Below are 14,893 nucleotides of genomic sequence, written 5' to 3'. Positions count from 1 at the left end.
ACCGATGACCCAATCGACATGTCTCGGGCGAGCAGTGCACTTCTCCTGGGCCGCAAGCAGTGTTACTCAGGGTAGAAGCCCGAACGGTTAGCCCCGGGAGTGCCTGAGAAATAGACGATCGAGCAGCCCTCTCCAGTCACCGAGGGCGGAGTCTGGTTCTCCAGCACGATGACCTGCCCGGTGTGACGAGTGGAAATGTATTCGTAAAACGCGTCGGCGACCGATTGACTCACCAATTCGTCGTCTTGGTCTGGAACGCCGTCTTTTTCGGCATCCCGGTACGTTAAGACGGGAGTATCCAGGGCAACGAAACCGGGATGCGGTAGCTCATGTTCCAGACAGTATTCGCTTAGCGCAATCGTAAATCCTGCATGAAGGACCGAGCGCATCCCCTTGCCTCTACCTGCTCTCCGTCGTTGGCCCAGCATCACATCGGGTGAACCCTCGAAAGTAAACGTTGCATCCTTAGCACCTGGCACTTGCCAAGCCGTCAATACGCTGTTGAGGGTCCGGGAGAAATCGTCTTGCGTCGCGCTGGACACACCGTCCGCCACGGGGTCCGTCTTTGTGGGAGTCTCCTGAGCAACAGCAGCGGTGAGGGTGGTGAGATCGCCGATTCGATCCCAAAGGCCTATCAGCCGCTCCAGCTTGGATCGTTGGTCGAGTAGAAGCTTCATGTCGTCGCGGGCGGGTTGAAGGTCGCTCTCCAGATTGTGGATGGACGTCCCGACCAGAGTTAATTCCGCCGACAGGCCTTCCAGCGCTGTCTCATCTCGCATCCGGTCATTCACGAGACCACCGATTGTTTGTGCCAGGTCCTGTTTCAGGGCCTGGGTCTTCGACACTTCGGCATCCACGGATTTCGAGAGGGCAGTCGTTTCGTAGACCGCGTGGGCGGAGTTGTGGTGTTGGGGGTCCGCCCCGCAGAACATACACACGCTTGAATTGAAGTATCCGAGGAAGGTGCCAGCCTCTTGGACCATGTTCAATCGTTCCAGATCAGATGCGTATTGCTGATCCAAGAGGGAGAAGCGAGAAATCAGGGTTTGCGTGTCTGAGAGGGCCCCGCGCAGGCTACGGGACTTGGCCTGCACTTGTTCTCGTCTGGCTGTCAAGCTGTCTCGTTTTGCGAGGCCTTCCTCTATGGAGGCCGAGGCAGCGGAGATGGCGATGTTCACCCGGGCCAGTTGTTCGAGCAGCGACTGTCGCTCGGGGGCAGTGCCGATCTGCTCTCGCAGTTGAAGCATGACCCGGTCGAGAACTTCGACTTGGCCACGGTTGACACGCCGGAACTGCACTGGATCCTCGCCAGTCGTGAGGCCGGAGTCGTCGACACCTTCGAGCAACAGCTTGAGGGCGGACCGCTCCGCAGTACGCGCAGTGGGAATGCCCGACTCGACTGGGGAGGTTTTGGCTTGCACCCGGGTCTCGTCAATCAGGCAAAGATGAGCCAAGTTTCGAAGACCCATGGTTTGGAGCACATTGCGCTGGTTCTTTCGCAACTGTGCGCCGGCGATTCCTAAATCGGATAGCAGGAAGTGCGAGATGTTCTCGTCGTTGACTTTGTTGTGCTGTGCAAGAAGCGTTCGATCTGGAACGCGGTCCGGCAACGTCCGCAGGTCCTCTTCGTAGACGTAGATTTTTCCCCCGCGCACGGCACGGGCAAGCGTTACAGCTGTTCCATCTGCCAGTTCAAGGCCCAAAAGCATTGTTCGGTATGGTTTGGCCTGCGGGATGTCCCGCAGTGACTGACCGCCGAACATGAAGTCCAGTGCATCGATGATGTACGATTTGCCGGTTTCCGAGGCTCCATAGATGACCGTGAGGCGAGGCGCAAAGTTTAGAGACGCGGCGGGATGATCAGGGCCGACGGCCGTGAGATGGATAAGCCTCATGCTTCAATGCCTTCGCTTCCTGTGTCATCTGCCAGTGCCCGGGACCATTCAAACTCTTCACTCCACCGGGCGGTGACGCTGTTCATCCGATCTCGGATCTGGTCTTCGCTGAGTTCACTGAACTCATGGGCTATCCAATCGGCAACGGCCGCGAGTGACGTAGTGTGCGGGGATCGAAGCAATTGGAGGAAGGGTCGGGCATCATCGCTGGCCCTATAGAAAAGTCCGTCTGGCGTCGCTAACGCGTCGATCATGCCGGCCCGGACCATTACATGTATCCCGTGTTCGATGACCGTGCGTTTCATTCCCAGCTCTCCCGTGCGGGCTGGTAGCGGCGGGAGGATGCTCTCTGGTCCGCCCAGATCGGCGCTGTGCAAAAGGCAGTGGTCCATGAGCACTAGTCGGCTCAGATCCAGGGCTTTGGGAAATGCCGCGGTCAGTACGATGAGTGATCGAACACCTAGCTCAATGGGGCTATTCAGCGCTTGCATTGCACCAGCTCAGCCGGTCGTCGTTGGCAAGCTGATGACAGATTCCGGTTCGATCGCGCACCTCTACTACTGGCAGGAGGCTGTTTGCCGTGATAGATAGCTGGCGTGCTGCTTCCGCTACTCGGTGAAGGCGTTCGAGTCCGTTCTTGTGCTCCCGGTCGTGTGTATCAACGACGCCGTCGAAAATCTCGTTCTGGAGCTTGTCGAATGTTCCCTCCGGGACTGAATCGCGTGCGAAGAGCCGGAGTGATTCGGCACTATAGAAGGACACACGCTGCCGCGAATAGTGCTGGTTGACCTTGTCGTGACTGACCGCATTCGCCGGCGTGATTAAGGAATCGGGGTGTTGCTCATTGTAGGCCGCTATCAATTTTTCGATGTAGGTTTGCTCGTGTTCTCCGGGCTCCACTGTTGGTTGCGTGGAACCAGGGCGAAGCGGTAGCGAAACTCCGAACCGTGCAGAGTGCCAGCGAGTTCCTGCGTGCTGCTCTACCAGTTCATGGAGTTCTACCATTCCGAATATCGAAAAGTCAGCCGCGTCGATGTATTCGAGTACGGACTGCAAGGACACCGACCCGAGATGTTTGACTAGAACGCTCTTGGCCTTGGTGAGCTCCTTTACGATCCCGGCTTTGAGTTTGCTAGGGGAATGAATCAGATTCGCTAGGTTGGTGCCGTAACCTTTCGGGGCGGCAAACCGATATTGACGTGGCCATGTGTAGTGGCCGGCCAAAACGCCGAGGACGATTTTCAAGATTTCGGGATAGGCGTCGCTGGGAACCAGATGCGCACCATAGTGTTTGCACTGATAGCAGTCCCACGCGCCGTCAAAGCCCGCGGATGATGCGAATCCGGCAACGTCTACTCCGTGGTCGTTGGCCCCTCCGCTGCGCATCACTTGCTCATATTTTGGCGTCAGGCTCGTTGCCCACTCCAAGACAAACTCTTCCCACTCAACGTCGTTGTAGAGCCAGATGTATTTTTCTGGAGTCAAAGCCAGATGGCTGGGAACTGCAGGTACGAACGGCGCGCCATCCAGCGCGGAAGGCGGAGGTACGGGCACCAGGAGAACACCGTCGTCATTAACTGGCCGCACGTAGGCCTCCTTTCGCGCTTTGAGTTTCTCACACGAAAGAACTAACCCGTGATTCATCAGTTGAATCTCCGCAACAGTGCAGTCAGGCCATACGTTTCCTTACCGTCGAGGACCTTGAACTCAGTCGCAGTTCAAAGTCGTACGGTTGGAGACTGCAAAAAGGGGGGGGCAACTGATATCCTACTTACACGCTTTCTAATTGTCCTTACATACTGACAACCTTACATAATCTTCATTATCGGCGTTTGAAATTGGATGGGGGAGGGCCCGCAGAAGAGGCTCCGAAGAGGCTAAGGCCGCTTTGGATGCCATGCCCTGCAAGCCACAAGCTAATCGTCAGCCGCACCCTCTGCCCCGTCCGACCCCTCAGAGGTTGTCGGCAGCCTCGTCCGCGATCAGTTGGCGCCGCTTCATCTCGGTAGAGAGGAACAGCCCGCGCAGACCGGTGACCTCTCCGCCGCCGATGCGGTTCAGCAAAAAGTCGGGCGGAAAAGTGTTCACTAGCCTGGTCTCCAGGGCGTCGTAGTTGATGGTGCGCGAAGCGAAGATGCGTGTCGTGTCCAGGGCGCGGAACGAATCGATCGACATGACCGATTCCTCGACGCCGCCCCACAGCAAACGGTCGAACTGCTTGGTCCCGCTCCAGTGTGCCTTGATGCGTTTACGCATGTCCCAGGAGGCCTGACCGATATATGCCTGCCGGTACTCGTCCAGCACCAACACGTAAACGCCCCATTCTTCGTCGAGGGTTTTCAGGTCGGTGATCGGACGTAGACGCTTGTTCTTCCTCAGCATTTCGCCCAGGGCATCATCGAAGGACTCATGCGGTAGCTGGGCGAAGAAGGCCATGTTCAGGTCGAAGTTCTCCAGGGCCATTTCCCGGTGGCGGCTGCAGAACTCGTCAGTATGAATGGTCATCTCGGCGTCCTCGTAATGCTTGGACAGGAGTGCTCGCAACTCATCGGTGAGCAGGTACTCCGGGATCCGGGTCGACGACTTTTTGTTCATCATCGCGTACATGTCGCGGGTCAGATGGTGCCCGTACTTGCCTGGCCGGATGAGCTCCCCGAAATGCTCGACGGCGGAGTCGGGCGAAGTCCCAGTCGTTGCCATGGCGGCTATCCGCCGATCCACCGGAAGCCGCAGCCTTCTACCGTGAATCCGGCAGCCGTGGCCGGGACGTAAATCGTGAACTGCGGGGCGATGCTGATGAAGTTGTTGGCCAAGATGTTTCCTTGGGCATCGGAGACCTCCCAGTAGCAGTCCTCGACCGATTCGCCTTGGGATTGCCAGGTTCCCGGCTGTGCAGTCTTGCCGACCAGATACTTCCCCGAATAGACCAGCTTTCCGTTGGCGCGGTCCGCTTCAAGGGACACACCCGCCCCGGCACTGGCCTCGAGCGCAGCACGTTTGGGGTGGTCAGGGCACAGCATCAGGGCGGCGGCGATTTCCTTGGCCTGCCCTTCGCTGACGGTGCCACCGAAGTAGTGCCCCGTGGTTTCGCTGCAAATACTGTAGAGGTACTTCGCGCCATCAGGCGAGGTGCTGCCCGAGGCGGTGCCTGCGGCTTTTTCTTCCGGCGACGGATTCCCCGCAGCGGAGGAGACTGTGCATGAGTCGAAGGGCTGGGCCCAAGCGGTCCTGTAGTTGGTGATGGCCACCGATGGGGCATCCGAGCCGGTCCGGCAGCTCAGCGAGTACCTGAGTCCGGACGGAGTCGGGGTGGGCGTAGGCGTCACTGTTTTGGTCGGCGAAGGTTTGGGACTGGCCGAAGCGGACTTGGTTGGTGTTGGCGATGTCGTCGTGGAGGCCTGAGGAGCGCCCGAGGCGCAGCCGGCCAGAACCAGCGAGGTGGCTAGCCCGAAGGCAGCCGAAAGTATCGATTTCATAAATCCCCCAATTTCAGGCGCTTCGCTGCACCATCTGAGGCAAACAGTACCCGGCAACTGGTGCGTTGTTCGCCAGATGTCCTAGGTCCGACAGCCCGGCCAGCCTTGTTTCCATCAAGGCCACGTCGTCGGTGCGGCTGTTATTTTCTGTGACCACCGGAAAGCGGGCACGCGCCGTCTCCAACAGCTGTATGGCTTCAAAGAGAAGAGCGGCGAGCGTGACCGATGGGTCCCGGGCCAGCAGTTGACGACACAGGTTCCCGCGACAGACTCTGCGATGGCATGGGTCCGTTGCCTGGGTCTGGCGTCCGTCAGTGCTGCGCCACCCGGGATGCCCCGAAGTTCCTGGACCAAAGCGATAAACGCTGGTCCTCAGTCTTTCAGACCACATAGCGCCCAGACGCCCCACTCCCCTGCCTAGGTTGACGAAAGGCCGGTTATCGGCTTCCGAAAACAAGCGGGAGTGCCCGGCAAACGGTGTTCATGGGAGACAGAAAAGTGGCAGCCACCCCGGGTCGCTGCACTCCCGGACATTCGAGTCCCGCGGGGATATGCGGAACCGGCGCCGTATTCGCTCCCGTCACGGCCCTGCAGCAGACTGCCACCCATGAGGCGGTCGATTACAGAGAACTCGGTTGCCGCCTCGGGGAGAAGCTGGAGGTCCAGCCACCAGTGTCCTTCAGCAATTGAGGCCCTGCCCAGGACCTGCCAGCTCAGCGCCATCGAGGCTGCAGGTCCGGGAAGCGGGACATGACGACGCGACTCCAGCGTGCGGAAACGTTCGTCCTTTCTGAACGGGAGCTCTCATCAGCGCAGTGATTGCCTTACCGAGCCAGGAAGGCGTTGATTGTCTCAGCGACGCTGGTGGGGTCCATAACGTGGGCGAAGTGGTTCTGGCCAGGAAATATCTTGTGCGTCACGTTCGCCAGCCGCTGCTGGAGGTGCCGTGATGCACCGACCAGATGCGTGGGACTGACCTCGCCGACGAGCAATAGTGTCGGAACGTCGAGCTGGCTGTACTCCTCGATGAGGACATCAGTCTTATCGATTTCGGTGAGTTCGCGGGTCCACGTTGGGCTGAGTTCGACCATGCCTGGCCACAGTGGTGATGCAGCCAGACCCTCGGTTTCCTCGGGCGTGATGCGCAGGAAATGCTTGGCGGCCACCCGCATCGCTGCATCTCCGTCCCCAGCCTCCACAGCTGCCGCATAATCGCCCAGCGCAGCCCCGGCCGTAGGTGCATCCACGGGCAACGGGGGCTCGTAGAGCACCAGTGAGGAGACGGATGCTCCGGTGCGCACCGCTTCGAGCGTGCAAATTGCTCCGTACGAGTGCCCCAGTAAGGCGGAGCCTTTACCGGCCACGGCGAGCATAGCCTTGATGTCGTCGGATTCCGTTTGCAGTGAGTAGTCGTCGGCGTCGGCGCTGAGGCCACGGCCGCGTCGATCCATGACGTACACGGTGTGGCTACTGGCCAGTTGCTCTGCCACGGCCAGCCACTGTTCTCCGGTGGAGATGCTTCCGTGGACAAGGACAATCGGAGTGCCTGTCCCGAGCCTGCGGTATCCGATCCTCGTGCCGTCGGCCGATTCCAGCGTGTGGTTACTGATTTCTTGGGTTTTCACTTGGGGGGACTCCTTTGTCACGGGTTTGATGATGGTACGGCGAAGCTTGCATTCCTTGCGGAGACTTATGAACCGGCATGTGATCAGTGGGGCGTAGCGTCGGTGGCGACACTGTTCGCAGCACCTCTGTCCTCTGCATTTGTCGGTACAGCGGTTGGAAGGCCAGGTACGGTCATGACCGCGATCACGCCGACGGCTGCTGCTATGGCCCACACGGAGAAGTTGATGAAGTTGCCCAGATTCGCTGCTACCAGCACTCCGCCGCCTGAGATGGCGAGAACGGCGCCGATGCGTCCGATTCCCAGCGTGATTCCCAGGGCTGTGGCCCGTGTAGCTCCGGAGAAGTAGGTCGCTACGAACCCGTTGACGAGGATCTGGGCTCCCACGGAGCCGAAGCCCACCACGCCGACGAGGAAGTACATGGCGGGCAGGGGCATTATTCCGGTTCCCATGAGTACAAGGGCTATACCTGAACATGCGAACGCGGTGGCGGTGACCTTGCGGGGACCGAATTTATCGGCCAGGCGGGAGGAGACAAGGACGCCCACGACGGCTCCGATGTTGACCGTGAGAAGGAAAGATAGGGACGAGGCCAGGGAGTATTTGGCGATGACCATCAGCTGGGGAAGCCACGTGTTCAGGCCGTAGACCAGTGTCTGGCCGCAGATGCCGGCGAGGCAGAAGAGGATCATGGCCCCAAGCAGTCTTCCGGTGAGGAGTGTGCGGAATCGGCCCTTTTCCGGGGCGTCTCCTTCGATGCGGGCGGGCGGGAGTTGGTCAAGGCCGTAATCGGAGATGATCCGCTGGGCGCCCTCCCTGTCACCTTTCGCTGCGAGGTACGCCGGGGACTCCGGAAGAAATTTGAAGAGCAAAGGGACGACTGCCACCAGGGGGATGCCGCCGAGGGCAAGCATTCCTTGGAATCCCAGGGAGGACAGGAAGGCCAGCGACAGCAGGGCGGCCAGGATGCCTCCCACGGCATACCCGGAGAACATGAGGGCGTTGTTGAAGTTGCGGCGGTTCGATTTCGAGAATTCGACTGTCAAAGCGATGGCCGTGGGAATAACGCCGCCCAGGCCCAAACCTGCCAGGAACCGGAAAAGTCCAAACAGTCCCGGAGTCGGCGCCCAGGCGGTCAGCAACATCAGAAGCGAGAAGGCGGCGATGGATACCATCATGATCTTCCGGCGCCCGACGATGTCCGTGAGGTAACCGATGAGGATGGCCCCAATGAACATCCCGGCCAGGGCGTAGCTGCCGATGGCTCCGGTTTGTACGGGGGTGAGGCCCCAGGGCTCGTAAGCCAGGAGCTTGGGAACGATGGCGCCGTAGACGACCAGGTCGTAGCCGTCGAAAACGATGGCGAGGAAGCAAAGGAAAATGACAGCGGCCGCAGATTTGCGGGGGCGTGCCGGCGATGAGGCTGGCGATTGAAAAGCCATTGGGACTCCAGGTGAGATACACGGCATTGTGGTTGGTCCAGAGATTTTGGGGAGCTGTTGTGAGCTGACCCACAATCAAATGTAACATTAACTCGTTGCCCGTCAATAGATGTGTTGCATATATCTGGATGCCCTGGCCCGCGGACGTAACGGAAGTGTGTTGCTCGTACTTATACTTGTTGCACATCGCTCAAGCTGGCCCCAATGGGGGCGGCAGACAGATTTGGAGGGGTCCCGTGCAGTGGAAACCCAGAGCGCTCATCCTTGACCTTTTCGGGGACTATCTCCGGTACGCGGGCAGCGAGGTAAAACTCGCGGACATCACCGCACTACTCGCTGTCTTTGACATTGAGGCCGCTACCGTGCGCGTCAACCTCTCAAGGCTGCGCAAGGAAGGGTGGTTCACCACCCGGCGCGTCGGCAGGGAGACCGTCTACTCCCTCACTCCACACATGCTGGAAATACTTGATGAGGGGCGTGAGCGAATCTTCCGCCGCCGGGATGAGGAATGGGACGGCAAATGGACGATGGCTATTTACCAGGTCCCCGAATCCGAACGGGCAGTCCGTGAGCAATTGCGCAAGCAGCTCGCATGGCATGGCTTTGGTCAACTCTCGCCCTCCACCTGGCTCAGTCCCCACAGCCTCCTGGCGGAGGTCCGTCAGATTGCCGATGAGAACCCCCAGGCAAAAGTCGACGCCCTATGGTGCGGAACGGGAGACCGCGAGGAGGACAGAGACCTCGCCGCGCGGTGCTGGGATTTAGAGCAGCTCGGAAAGGATTACGAGCACTTCATCCGGACCTACGCCGCCCTTGACAATGAGTCCTCCAACGCCGCCAAGGACGGGCGGACGGCCCTCATGGAACGCATGCGCATCATCGGCGACTTCCGCCGCTTTCTCTTCCGCGATCCGTACCTGCCCAAGGATTTGCAGCCCCGCGGCTGGCCAAGCGACGAAGCGTACCGTCTTTTCGGCGCCGTGCACCGCCAACTGGGCCGGGCGGCCACTGACTACGTCTCTAGTATCCTCGGCGAACCCGTCGGCCCCGGTGAAGAGGTTGCAGAGGAACTTAGAACCGGCTGATATGTAACAAAATCTTGACGCCTTACATGGATTAGTTTCATAATGGTTTACGAGACCTCTCTCAATGATTCCCAATCCCTAGAAGGTGGCATCGATGGCACTTCGCGTAGCCTGCATTGGCGGCGGTCCTGGTGGACTGTTCTTCTCAACCTTGTTCAAGCAGACCGTTCCGGACGCCGAGGTTGTGCTGTTCGAACGCAACCAGGCCACCGATGCCTTTGGCTTCGGTGTGGTCTTCTCGGATGCGACCCTGAACCGGATCAATGACGCGGACCCTGTGGTCCGGGACGGACTGCGCGATCACGGGACGCATTGGGACGACATCGAAGTCTGGCTCAAAGGTGAAAAAAAGTCGTTTTCCGGAAACGGCATGGCAGCCATTTATCGGAAGACGCTCCTGCAGCTGATGCAGGAACGCGCCGCGGAAGCCGGCGTCGACATGCGGTTCGGACAGTACGTGCCGGACCTGTCCCAGCTTGACGGTTTTGACCTGATCGTCGGGGCCGACGGCGCCAACTCATCAACACGCGAACAGCTGGGCGAGAGCCTTGGCCACACGGCAGAAACTGCCACCGCCAAGTTCATCTGGTTCGGCACCACGCACCTTTTCAAGGGCATGACCTTTCTCCACCGCAAGAGCGAATTCGGCAACTTCGCGATCCATGGTTACCCGATCAGCGAGAACCTGAGCACCTTCATCGTTGAAACCGACGAGGAGACCTGGCGCAAAGCCGGACTCGACGAGTTCGATGTCAGCCAGCCCCCGGGACCTTCTGACCTGAAGACGCAGCGGTTCCTGGAAAAGCTGTTCGCTGAGGACATCGCCGGCCAGCCGCTCGTGGCAAACAGCTCGCGCTGGGCGAACTTCCGGACCCGCCGGACCCGTTCCTGGCACAAGGGCAACGTCGTTCTGCTGGGCGATGCCGTCCACACGGCACACTTCTCTGTCGGCTCCGGCACCAAGATGGCCATGGAAGACGCCATCACGCTGGTCCGTGAAGTCGCTGCACATCAGGACGACCTCGAGACTGCGTTCACGAATTACGAAGCCGAACGCCAGCCCCAGGTCGCCAAAATCCAGAACCAGGCCCGCGGCGGACTGAGCTGGTGGGAACATTTCGGCAGGTATTACGACTCCTTCGAGCCCACCCAGTTCACTTTCCATTTCTTCTCCCGCAGCATCGACATCGACAAGATCCGCCTGCGGGATCCGGAACTGGTTGAATCCGCAGAACGGGACTGGCTCACCCGCCACGGAAAGGCCCCGCTGGAAACTCCGTTGTCTGCCGGTCCTGCCCGGTTCAACGGCCGCCTGCTGTCCCTGACCCACGAAAGTGGCAAGGTCGAGTTGCAGAACGACGGCGCTAGCCTCGCCCTGGTGACCGACCCGGCCCAGGCCGATGCAAGCACCGGCCTGCTGCTCACGGCACCGAACCACGAAGAAGGCTTGAAAGATGTCTTCGGGCAAATCCCCGCCGAAGCAGCCGCTGTGGTGATCCAGGGCGGAAACCCCTTTACCCGGATCCTGCTCTCGGAAGAAGTCCGCCTGGGCCGCGGCCTCACCAGCGTCATTGTCGATGACCGGGGTCCGGCGTCGAACCTGACGCTGGTACTGTCCGGCCGTGCGGACGCCGTTGTTCCAGCCACCGTGGAGGTTTCCCATGCATAGCCTGTCCTCTCTCTTTGCCCCTCGCGGCATCATCGTGGTTGGGGCATCGTCCAGCCCCGAAAAGCTCGGCGCCGTCATGGCGCAATCACTGTCCAGCTACCCGGCGCCAGTGGAACTGGTTAACAGCCGCGGTGAAAACGGAATGCACACCAGCATCGCCGAGGCTGCTGCAGCAATTCCCGGCGGCCCGGATCTCGCCGTGCTGTGTGTGCCCGCTGCTGCCACGGCACAGGCTCTGCGGGACAGCGCCGCGAACGGCGCCAAAGCAGCGCTGGTCTGCGCCGGCGGTTTCGCAGAAGCAGGCGGTCCAGGCATCGAATTCGCGTCCCAGGTCGAGTACGCTGTCCGGGAAACCGGCATCAGGCTGCTTGGCCCCAACACGTCCGGGTTCTTCGTTCCCCACCGCAACCTCCGCGCCAGCTTCGTCCCGGGTGTCGCTGAACTGGAGCCGGGTTCGGTAGCGGTCGTCGCAGCCAGCGGAGGAGTTAATCACGTACTGGCATTTCATCTGCAGCGCTCCGGAGCAGGGGTCAGCCTTGCCGCTGGTATCGGAGCAGGAACTGACATCACCGCACCGGACGTGCTGGACTACCTCATCACCGATGATCAGACCAAGGCAGTAGCCCTGCATCTGGAAACTGTTTCGGACGGACCTGCCCTCGTGGACGCCGTCTCACGCCTGAGCGCGGTCAAGCCCGTCGTTGCATTGGTCGTCGGCCGAAACGATGTGTCCGAATTCGCCCAATCACACACCGGCGCCTTGGCTACCTCCTGGCGCACCACACGATCGGTACTCCAGCAGGCGGGCGCGGTAATCGTCGATGACGAGAACCAACTGGTCGCCGCAGTGACCGCCCTGGCCGGTCGCCGGCTGCAACCGGCCGCGGACCCCGGAGTAGGCCTCATCACCGGCCAGGCCGGACCGGGCCTGTTGATCGCCGATGCCCTGCACAGCGCTGGTGTGACGCTTCCGAGACTCGCGCAGAGCAGCCAGGACACCATCGGCGCGTTGCTCCCGCCGCTGACGTTCCAAGCAAATCCGGTAGACACCGGCCGACCCGGGCCCGGCTATGAGCAAATAGTGGCCGCCGTGTCACAGGACCCGGCAATCGACCTCGTGGCGCTTTACGGCCTGACAGAACCGGTGACCGACCTCCCGCTGGCCGTAGCCAATTCGGGCGCGGCGGAGACGATGCCGTTCCTCATTGGCGTGGACGGCCCCGACGGTGACCTGGAGCGAGCCCGCAAGTCGGCGCGACAGCATAACCTTCCGCTGATTACGGGGCCAACCTCGTTGGCTCACGGTATCGCCGCCGTGGTGAACGATGCCCGGGGTCAATTCCAGAGGGCCCAGGCTGCTGAGGGCTCCCCAGCGTGGCCGGATGTGGAAGGTCCGTGGGATGAGAACCGCTCCAAGGAACTTCTCGGTGCACTTGGCATTGCCACGCCCGAACGGCGCGTGTGCAGCACCCGTGACGCTGCCCAGGAAGCGCTGGCGGAGCTTGGCGGTCCCGTAGCAGTGAAGCTGCTCGACGCAACCGTCCTGCACAAAACGGAAATTGGTGGCGTACACCTTGGCGTCAAGACCGCGGAAGAGATGGACCGGGCCCTGGCAGGTCTCGAAGCCGTCGGCGCCCGCGAGTTCCTGGTAGAGGCGATGGCGCCGTCCGGCGTCGACCTTGTCGTGGGCGTCCGACGTGATCCCGTTTTCGGACCGATCGTGGTTCTGGGGCTGGGCGGCACCGCGGCCGAAGTCTTCGCGGACATCTCCATACGAACCGCGCCGCTTGCACTGCGGGCAGCCGAAAGCATGCCCGCCGAGCTGCAGGCACGCGAACTCTTGTATGGCTTCCGTTCCGGTCCGATGCTGGATACGTCTGAACTGGCCGGCCTCTTGGTCAGACTCGGCGATGCACTCGTCTCCAACGAGGCTGTCGCTGAAATCGAAATTAATCCCCTCCGCCTGACCCACAACGGGCTCTTGGCGTTGGATGCAGTAGTTATCAATGTCGAGGAGGACATTCAATGACCAGCCACACCAGTGAAGGCACTGTCCCCTGGCCAGCAGAACTTGCTGCAGAATTCCGCCGGAAGGGCTACTGGGAGGACCGGGCCCTGGGCAGCTACGTCCTGGACACCGCCGACCGCTTGCCCGACAAGGTGGCGTTGGTAGAGGGCGATGTTCGCATCACCTATTCCGAGCTTGCCAACCGGATGGACGCCGCAGCCGAGCGCCTCCTCCAGCTCGGACTCAAGGCAGATGACCGCATCATGCTCCAGCTGCCGAACGGATGGCAGTTCACCATCCTCACGCTGGCTTGTTTCCGGGCAGGCATCATCCCTGTCATGGCGTTGCCTGCGCACAGAAAATACGAGCTGTCCTTCCTGACAGAACTCTCCGAGTCCCGCGCCATCGCAGTACCGGACGTGATCAAGGATTTCGATCACCAGGCCCTGGCCGAGGAACTCGCTGCGTCCATTCCGTCCCTTGATCTGATCCTCGTATCGGGCGCCGCGAACCCCCTCAACATTCGCCTGGACGAGGTCCTTGCCCCCGGGACGGACGCTGCCGGCACCCGGGCCCGGCTGGATGCATCGGCGCCCTCTCCGGATGCACCGGCCCTGTTCCTGCTCTCCGGGGGCACTACCGGGCTGCCCAAGCTCATCACCCGCACCCATAACGATTACGCCTACAACATCAAGGCGACGTCCCTGCCAACGGCCGTTACTGAGGACACCGTTTACCTCGGTACCCTGCCGGCGAGCCATAACTTTCCCCTCGCCTGCCCGGGGATCCTGGGCATACTGTTCGCCGGCGGCCGAGTGATCATGCTGCCCAGCCCCGAGCCACGCAAAGCCTTTGCCGCCATTGAACGCGAAGGCGTCACACTCTCCACCGCGGTCCCCGCAGTGGCGCAGCGCTGGATTGAACACCAAGAGGAAGTGGGCGGCAACGAGCTGGCGAGCCTGCAGGTCATCCAGGTTGGCGGTTCCAGACTCCCGGACGAGATCGCCTACAAGGTGAAGCCCGTGTTGGGTGCAACCTTGCAGCAGGTCTTTGGCATGGCCGAGGGTCTCATCAACACCACCCGACTGGACGACCCCGAGGACGTTATCTGCACCACGCAGGGCCGGCCTGTATCCGATGCTGACGAAATTCGTATTGTGGATGAGGCAGGCAATGACGTGCCCGATGGGACTGCCGGAGCCATCCTCACGCGCGGCCCCTACACCCCTCGCGGCTACTACCGCGCGCCGGAGGCCAACGCCCGGGCATTCACCCCTGATGGCTGGTACGCCAGCGGGGACATCGTGGAACGCCGCCCGGACGGAAACCTCATCGTCCAGGGACGCGACAAGGACATGATCAACCGCGGCGGAGAAAAAATCTCCGCGGAGGAAATTGAAAGCCTGGTGTACCGGATTGAGGACGTCACCATGGCGGCCGCCATCGCCATGCCGGATCCGGTGCTGGGCGAAAAGCTCTGCCTCTACATCACCGTCAAACCAGGAACAGAAGTAACGCTGGAACAGATCCAGGACCTGCTTCGGCGGACCGGAGTGGCCGCCTTCAAGATCCCCGAGCACCTGGTGGTGGTGGATGAGCTGCCCACGACAAAAGTCGGAAAGATCAACAAAAAGGACCTTCGCGCCGACATCGCCGAGCGCTTGGCTTCCACCTCCCCCGCGAAGTGAAAGGA

At 60.9% G+C, this 14,893-nt stretch carries 11 protein-coding genes; 4 read left to right on the top strand and 7 right to left on the bottom strand.

Annotated elements, in window-relative coordinates:
- Positions 1–62 precede the first annotated feature (62 nt).
- From NIBR502772_RS02590 to NIBR502772_RS02560, 7 genes are all read right to left on the bottom strand, one after another.
- A complete protein-coding gene (locus NIBR502772_RS02590; protein ID WP_141138944.1) occupies positions 63–1,895 on the bottom strand; it encodes an AAA family ATPase in 1,833 nt (610 codons plus the stop codon).
- Positions 1,892–2,386 (bottom strand): ABC-three component system middle component 2, encoded by a 495-nt coding sequence (locus tag NIBR502772_RS22995; protein ID WP_141138943.1) that lies wholly within the window; start codon positions 2,384–2,386, stop codon positions 1,892–1,894. Before NIBR502772_RS22995 ends, NIBR502772_RS02590 begins: the two co-directional genes overlap by 4 nt.
- Positions 2,370–3,482, bottom strand: a complete 1,113-nt coding sequence (locus tag NIBR502772_RS02580) for an ABC-three component system protein (protein WP_141138942.1) — start codon at positions 3,480–3,482, stop codon at positions 2,370–2,372. Before NIBR502772_RS02580 ends, NIBR502772_RS22995 begins: the two co-directional genes overlap by 17 nt.
- A gap of 366 nt (positions 3,483–3,848) precedes the next feature.
- Entirely contained in the window at positions 3,849–4,595 is a 747-nt protein-coding gene (locus NIBR502772_RS02575) for a GIY-YIG nuclease family protein (RefSeq protein WP_141138941.1), read from the bottom strand.
- Between the two features lie 5 nt (positions 4,596–4,600).
- On the bottom strand, positions 4,601–5,371 hold the full coding sequence (locus NIBR502772_RS02570; RefSeq protein WP_141138940.1) for a hypothetical protein: 771 nt from the start codon (positions 5,369–5,371) through the stop codon (positions 4,601–4,603).
- Positions 5,372–6,195: 824 nt separating this feature from the next.
- Entirely contained in the window at positions 6,196–6,996 is an 801-nt protein-coding gene (locus tag NIBR502772_RS02565; protein ID WP_141138939.1) for an alpha/beta fold hydrolase, read from the bottom strand.
- A gap of 83 nt (positions 6,997–7,079) precedes the next feature.
- Entirely contained in the window at positions 7,080–8,438 is a 1,359-nt protein-coding gene (locus tag NIBR502772_RS02560) for an MFS transporter (RefSeq protein ID WP_141138938.1), read from the bottom strand.
- A 236-nt stretch (positions 8,439–8,674) separates the two neighbouring features.
- Between NIBR502772_RS02560 and NIBR502772_RS02555 the strand changes: the two genes are divergently transcribed.
- From NIBR502772_RS02555 to NIBR502772_RS02540, 4 genes are all read left to right on the top strand, one after another.
- Complete coding sequence (locus NIBR502772_RS02555) at positions 8,675–9,523, top strand: PaaX family transcriptional regulator C-terminal domain-containing protein (RefSeq protein WP_141138937.1); 849 nt, start codon at positions 8,675–8,677, stop codon at positions 9,521–9,523.
- A 94-nt stretch (positions 9,524–9,617) separates the two neighbouring features.
- On the top strand, positions 9,618–11,192 hold the full coding sequence (locus tag NIBR502772_RS02550) for an FAD-dependent monooxygenase (RefSeq protein ID WP_141138936.1): 1,575 nt from the start codon (positions 9,618–9,620) through the stop codon (positions 11,190–11,192).
- Positions 11,185–13,221 (top strand): acetate--CoA ligase family protein, encoded by a 2,037-nt coding sequence (locus NIBR502772_RS02545; protein ID WP_141138935.1) that lies wholly within the window; start codon positions 11,185–11,187, stop codon positions 13,219–13,221. Before NIBR502772_RS02550 ends, NIBR502772_RS02545 begins: the two co-directional genes overlap by 8 nt.
- Complete coding sequence (locus tag NIBR502772_RS02540) at positions 13,218–14,888, top strand: (2,3-dihydroxybenzoyl)adenylate synthase (protein WP_141138934.1); 1,671 nt, start codon at positions 13,218–13,220, stop codon at positions 14,886–14,888. The genes NIBR502772_RS02545 and NIBR502772_RS02540 overlap by 4 nt, the downstream gene beginning before the upstream one ends.
- The last annotated feature ends 5 nt before the right edge of the window (positions 14,889–14,893 follow it).

It is taken from the genome of Pseudarthrobacter sp. NIBRBAC000502772 (genome assembly GCF_006517235.1).
Lineage (GTDB): Bacteria > Actinomycetota > Actinomycetes > Actinomycetales > Micrococcaceae > Arthrobacter.
Note: the sequence above shows the minus strand (reverse complement) of the source record. Positions and strands in the feature narration are given on the sequence as shown.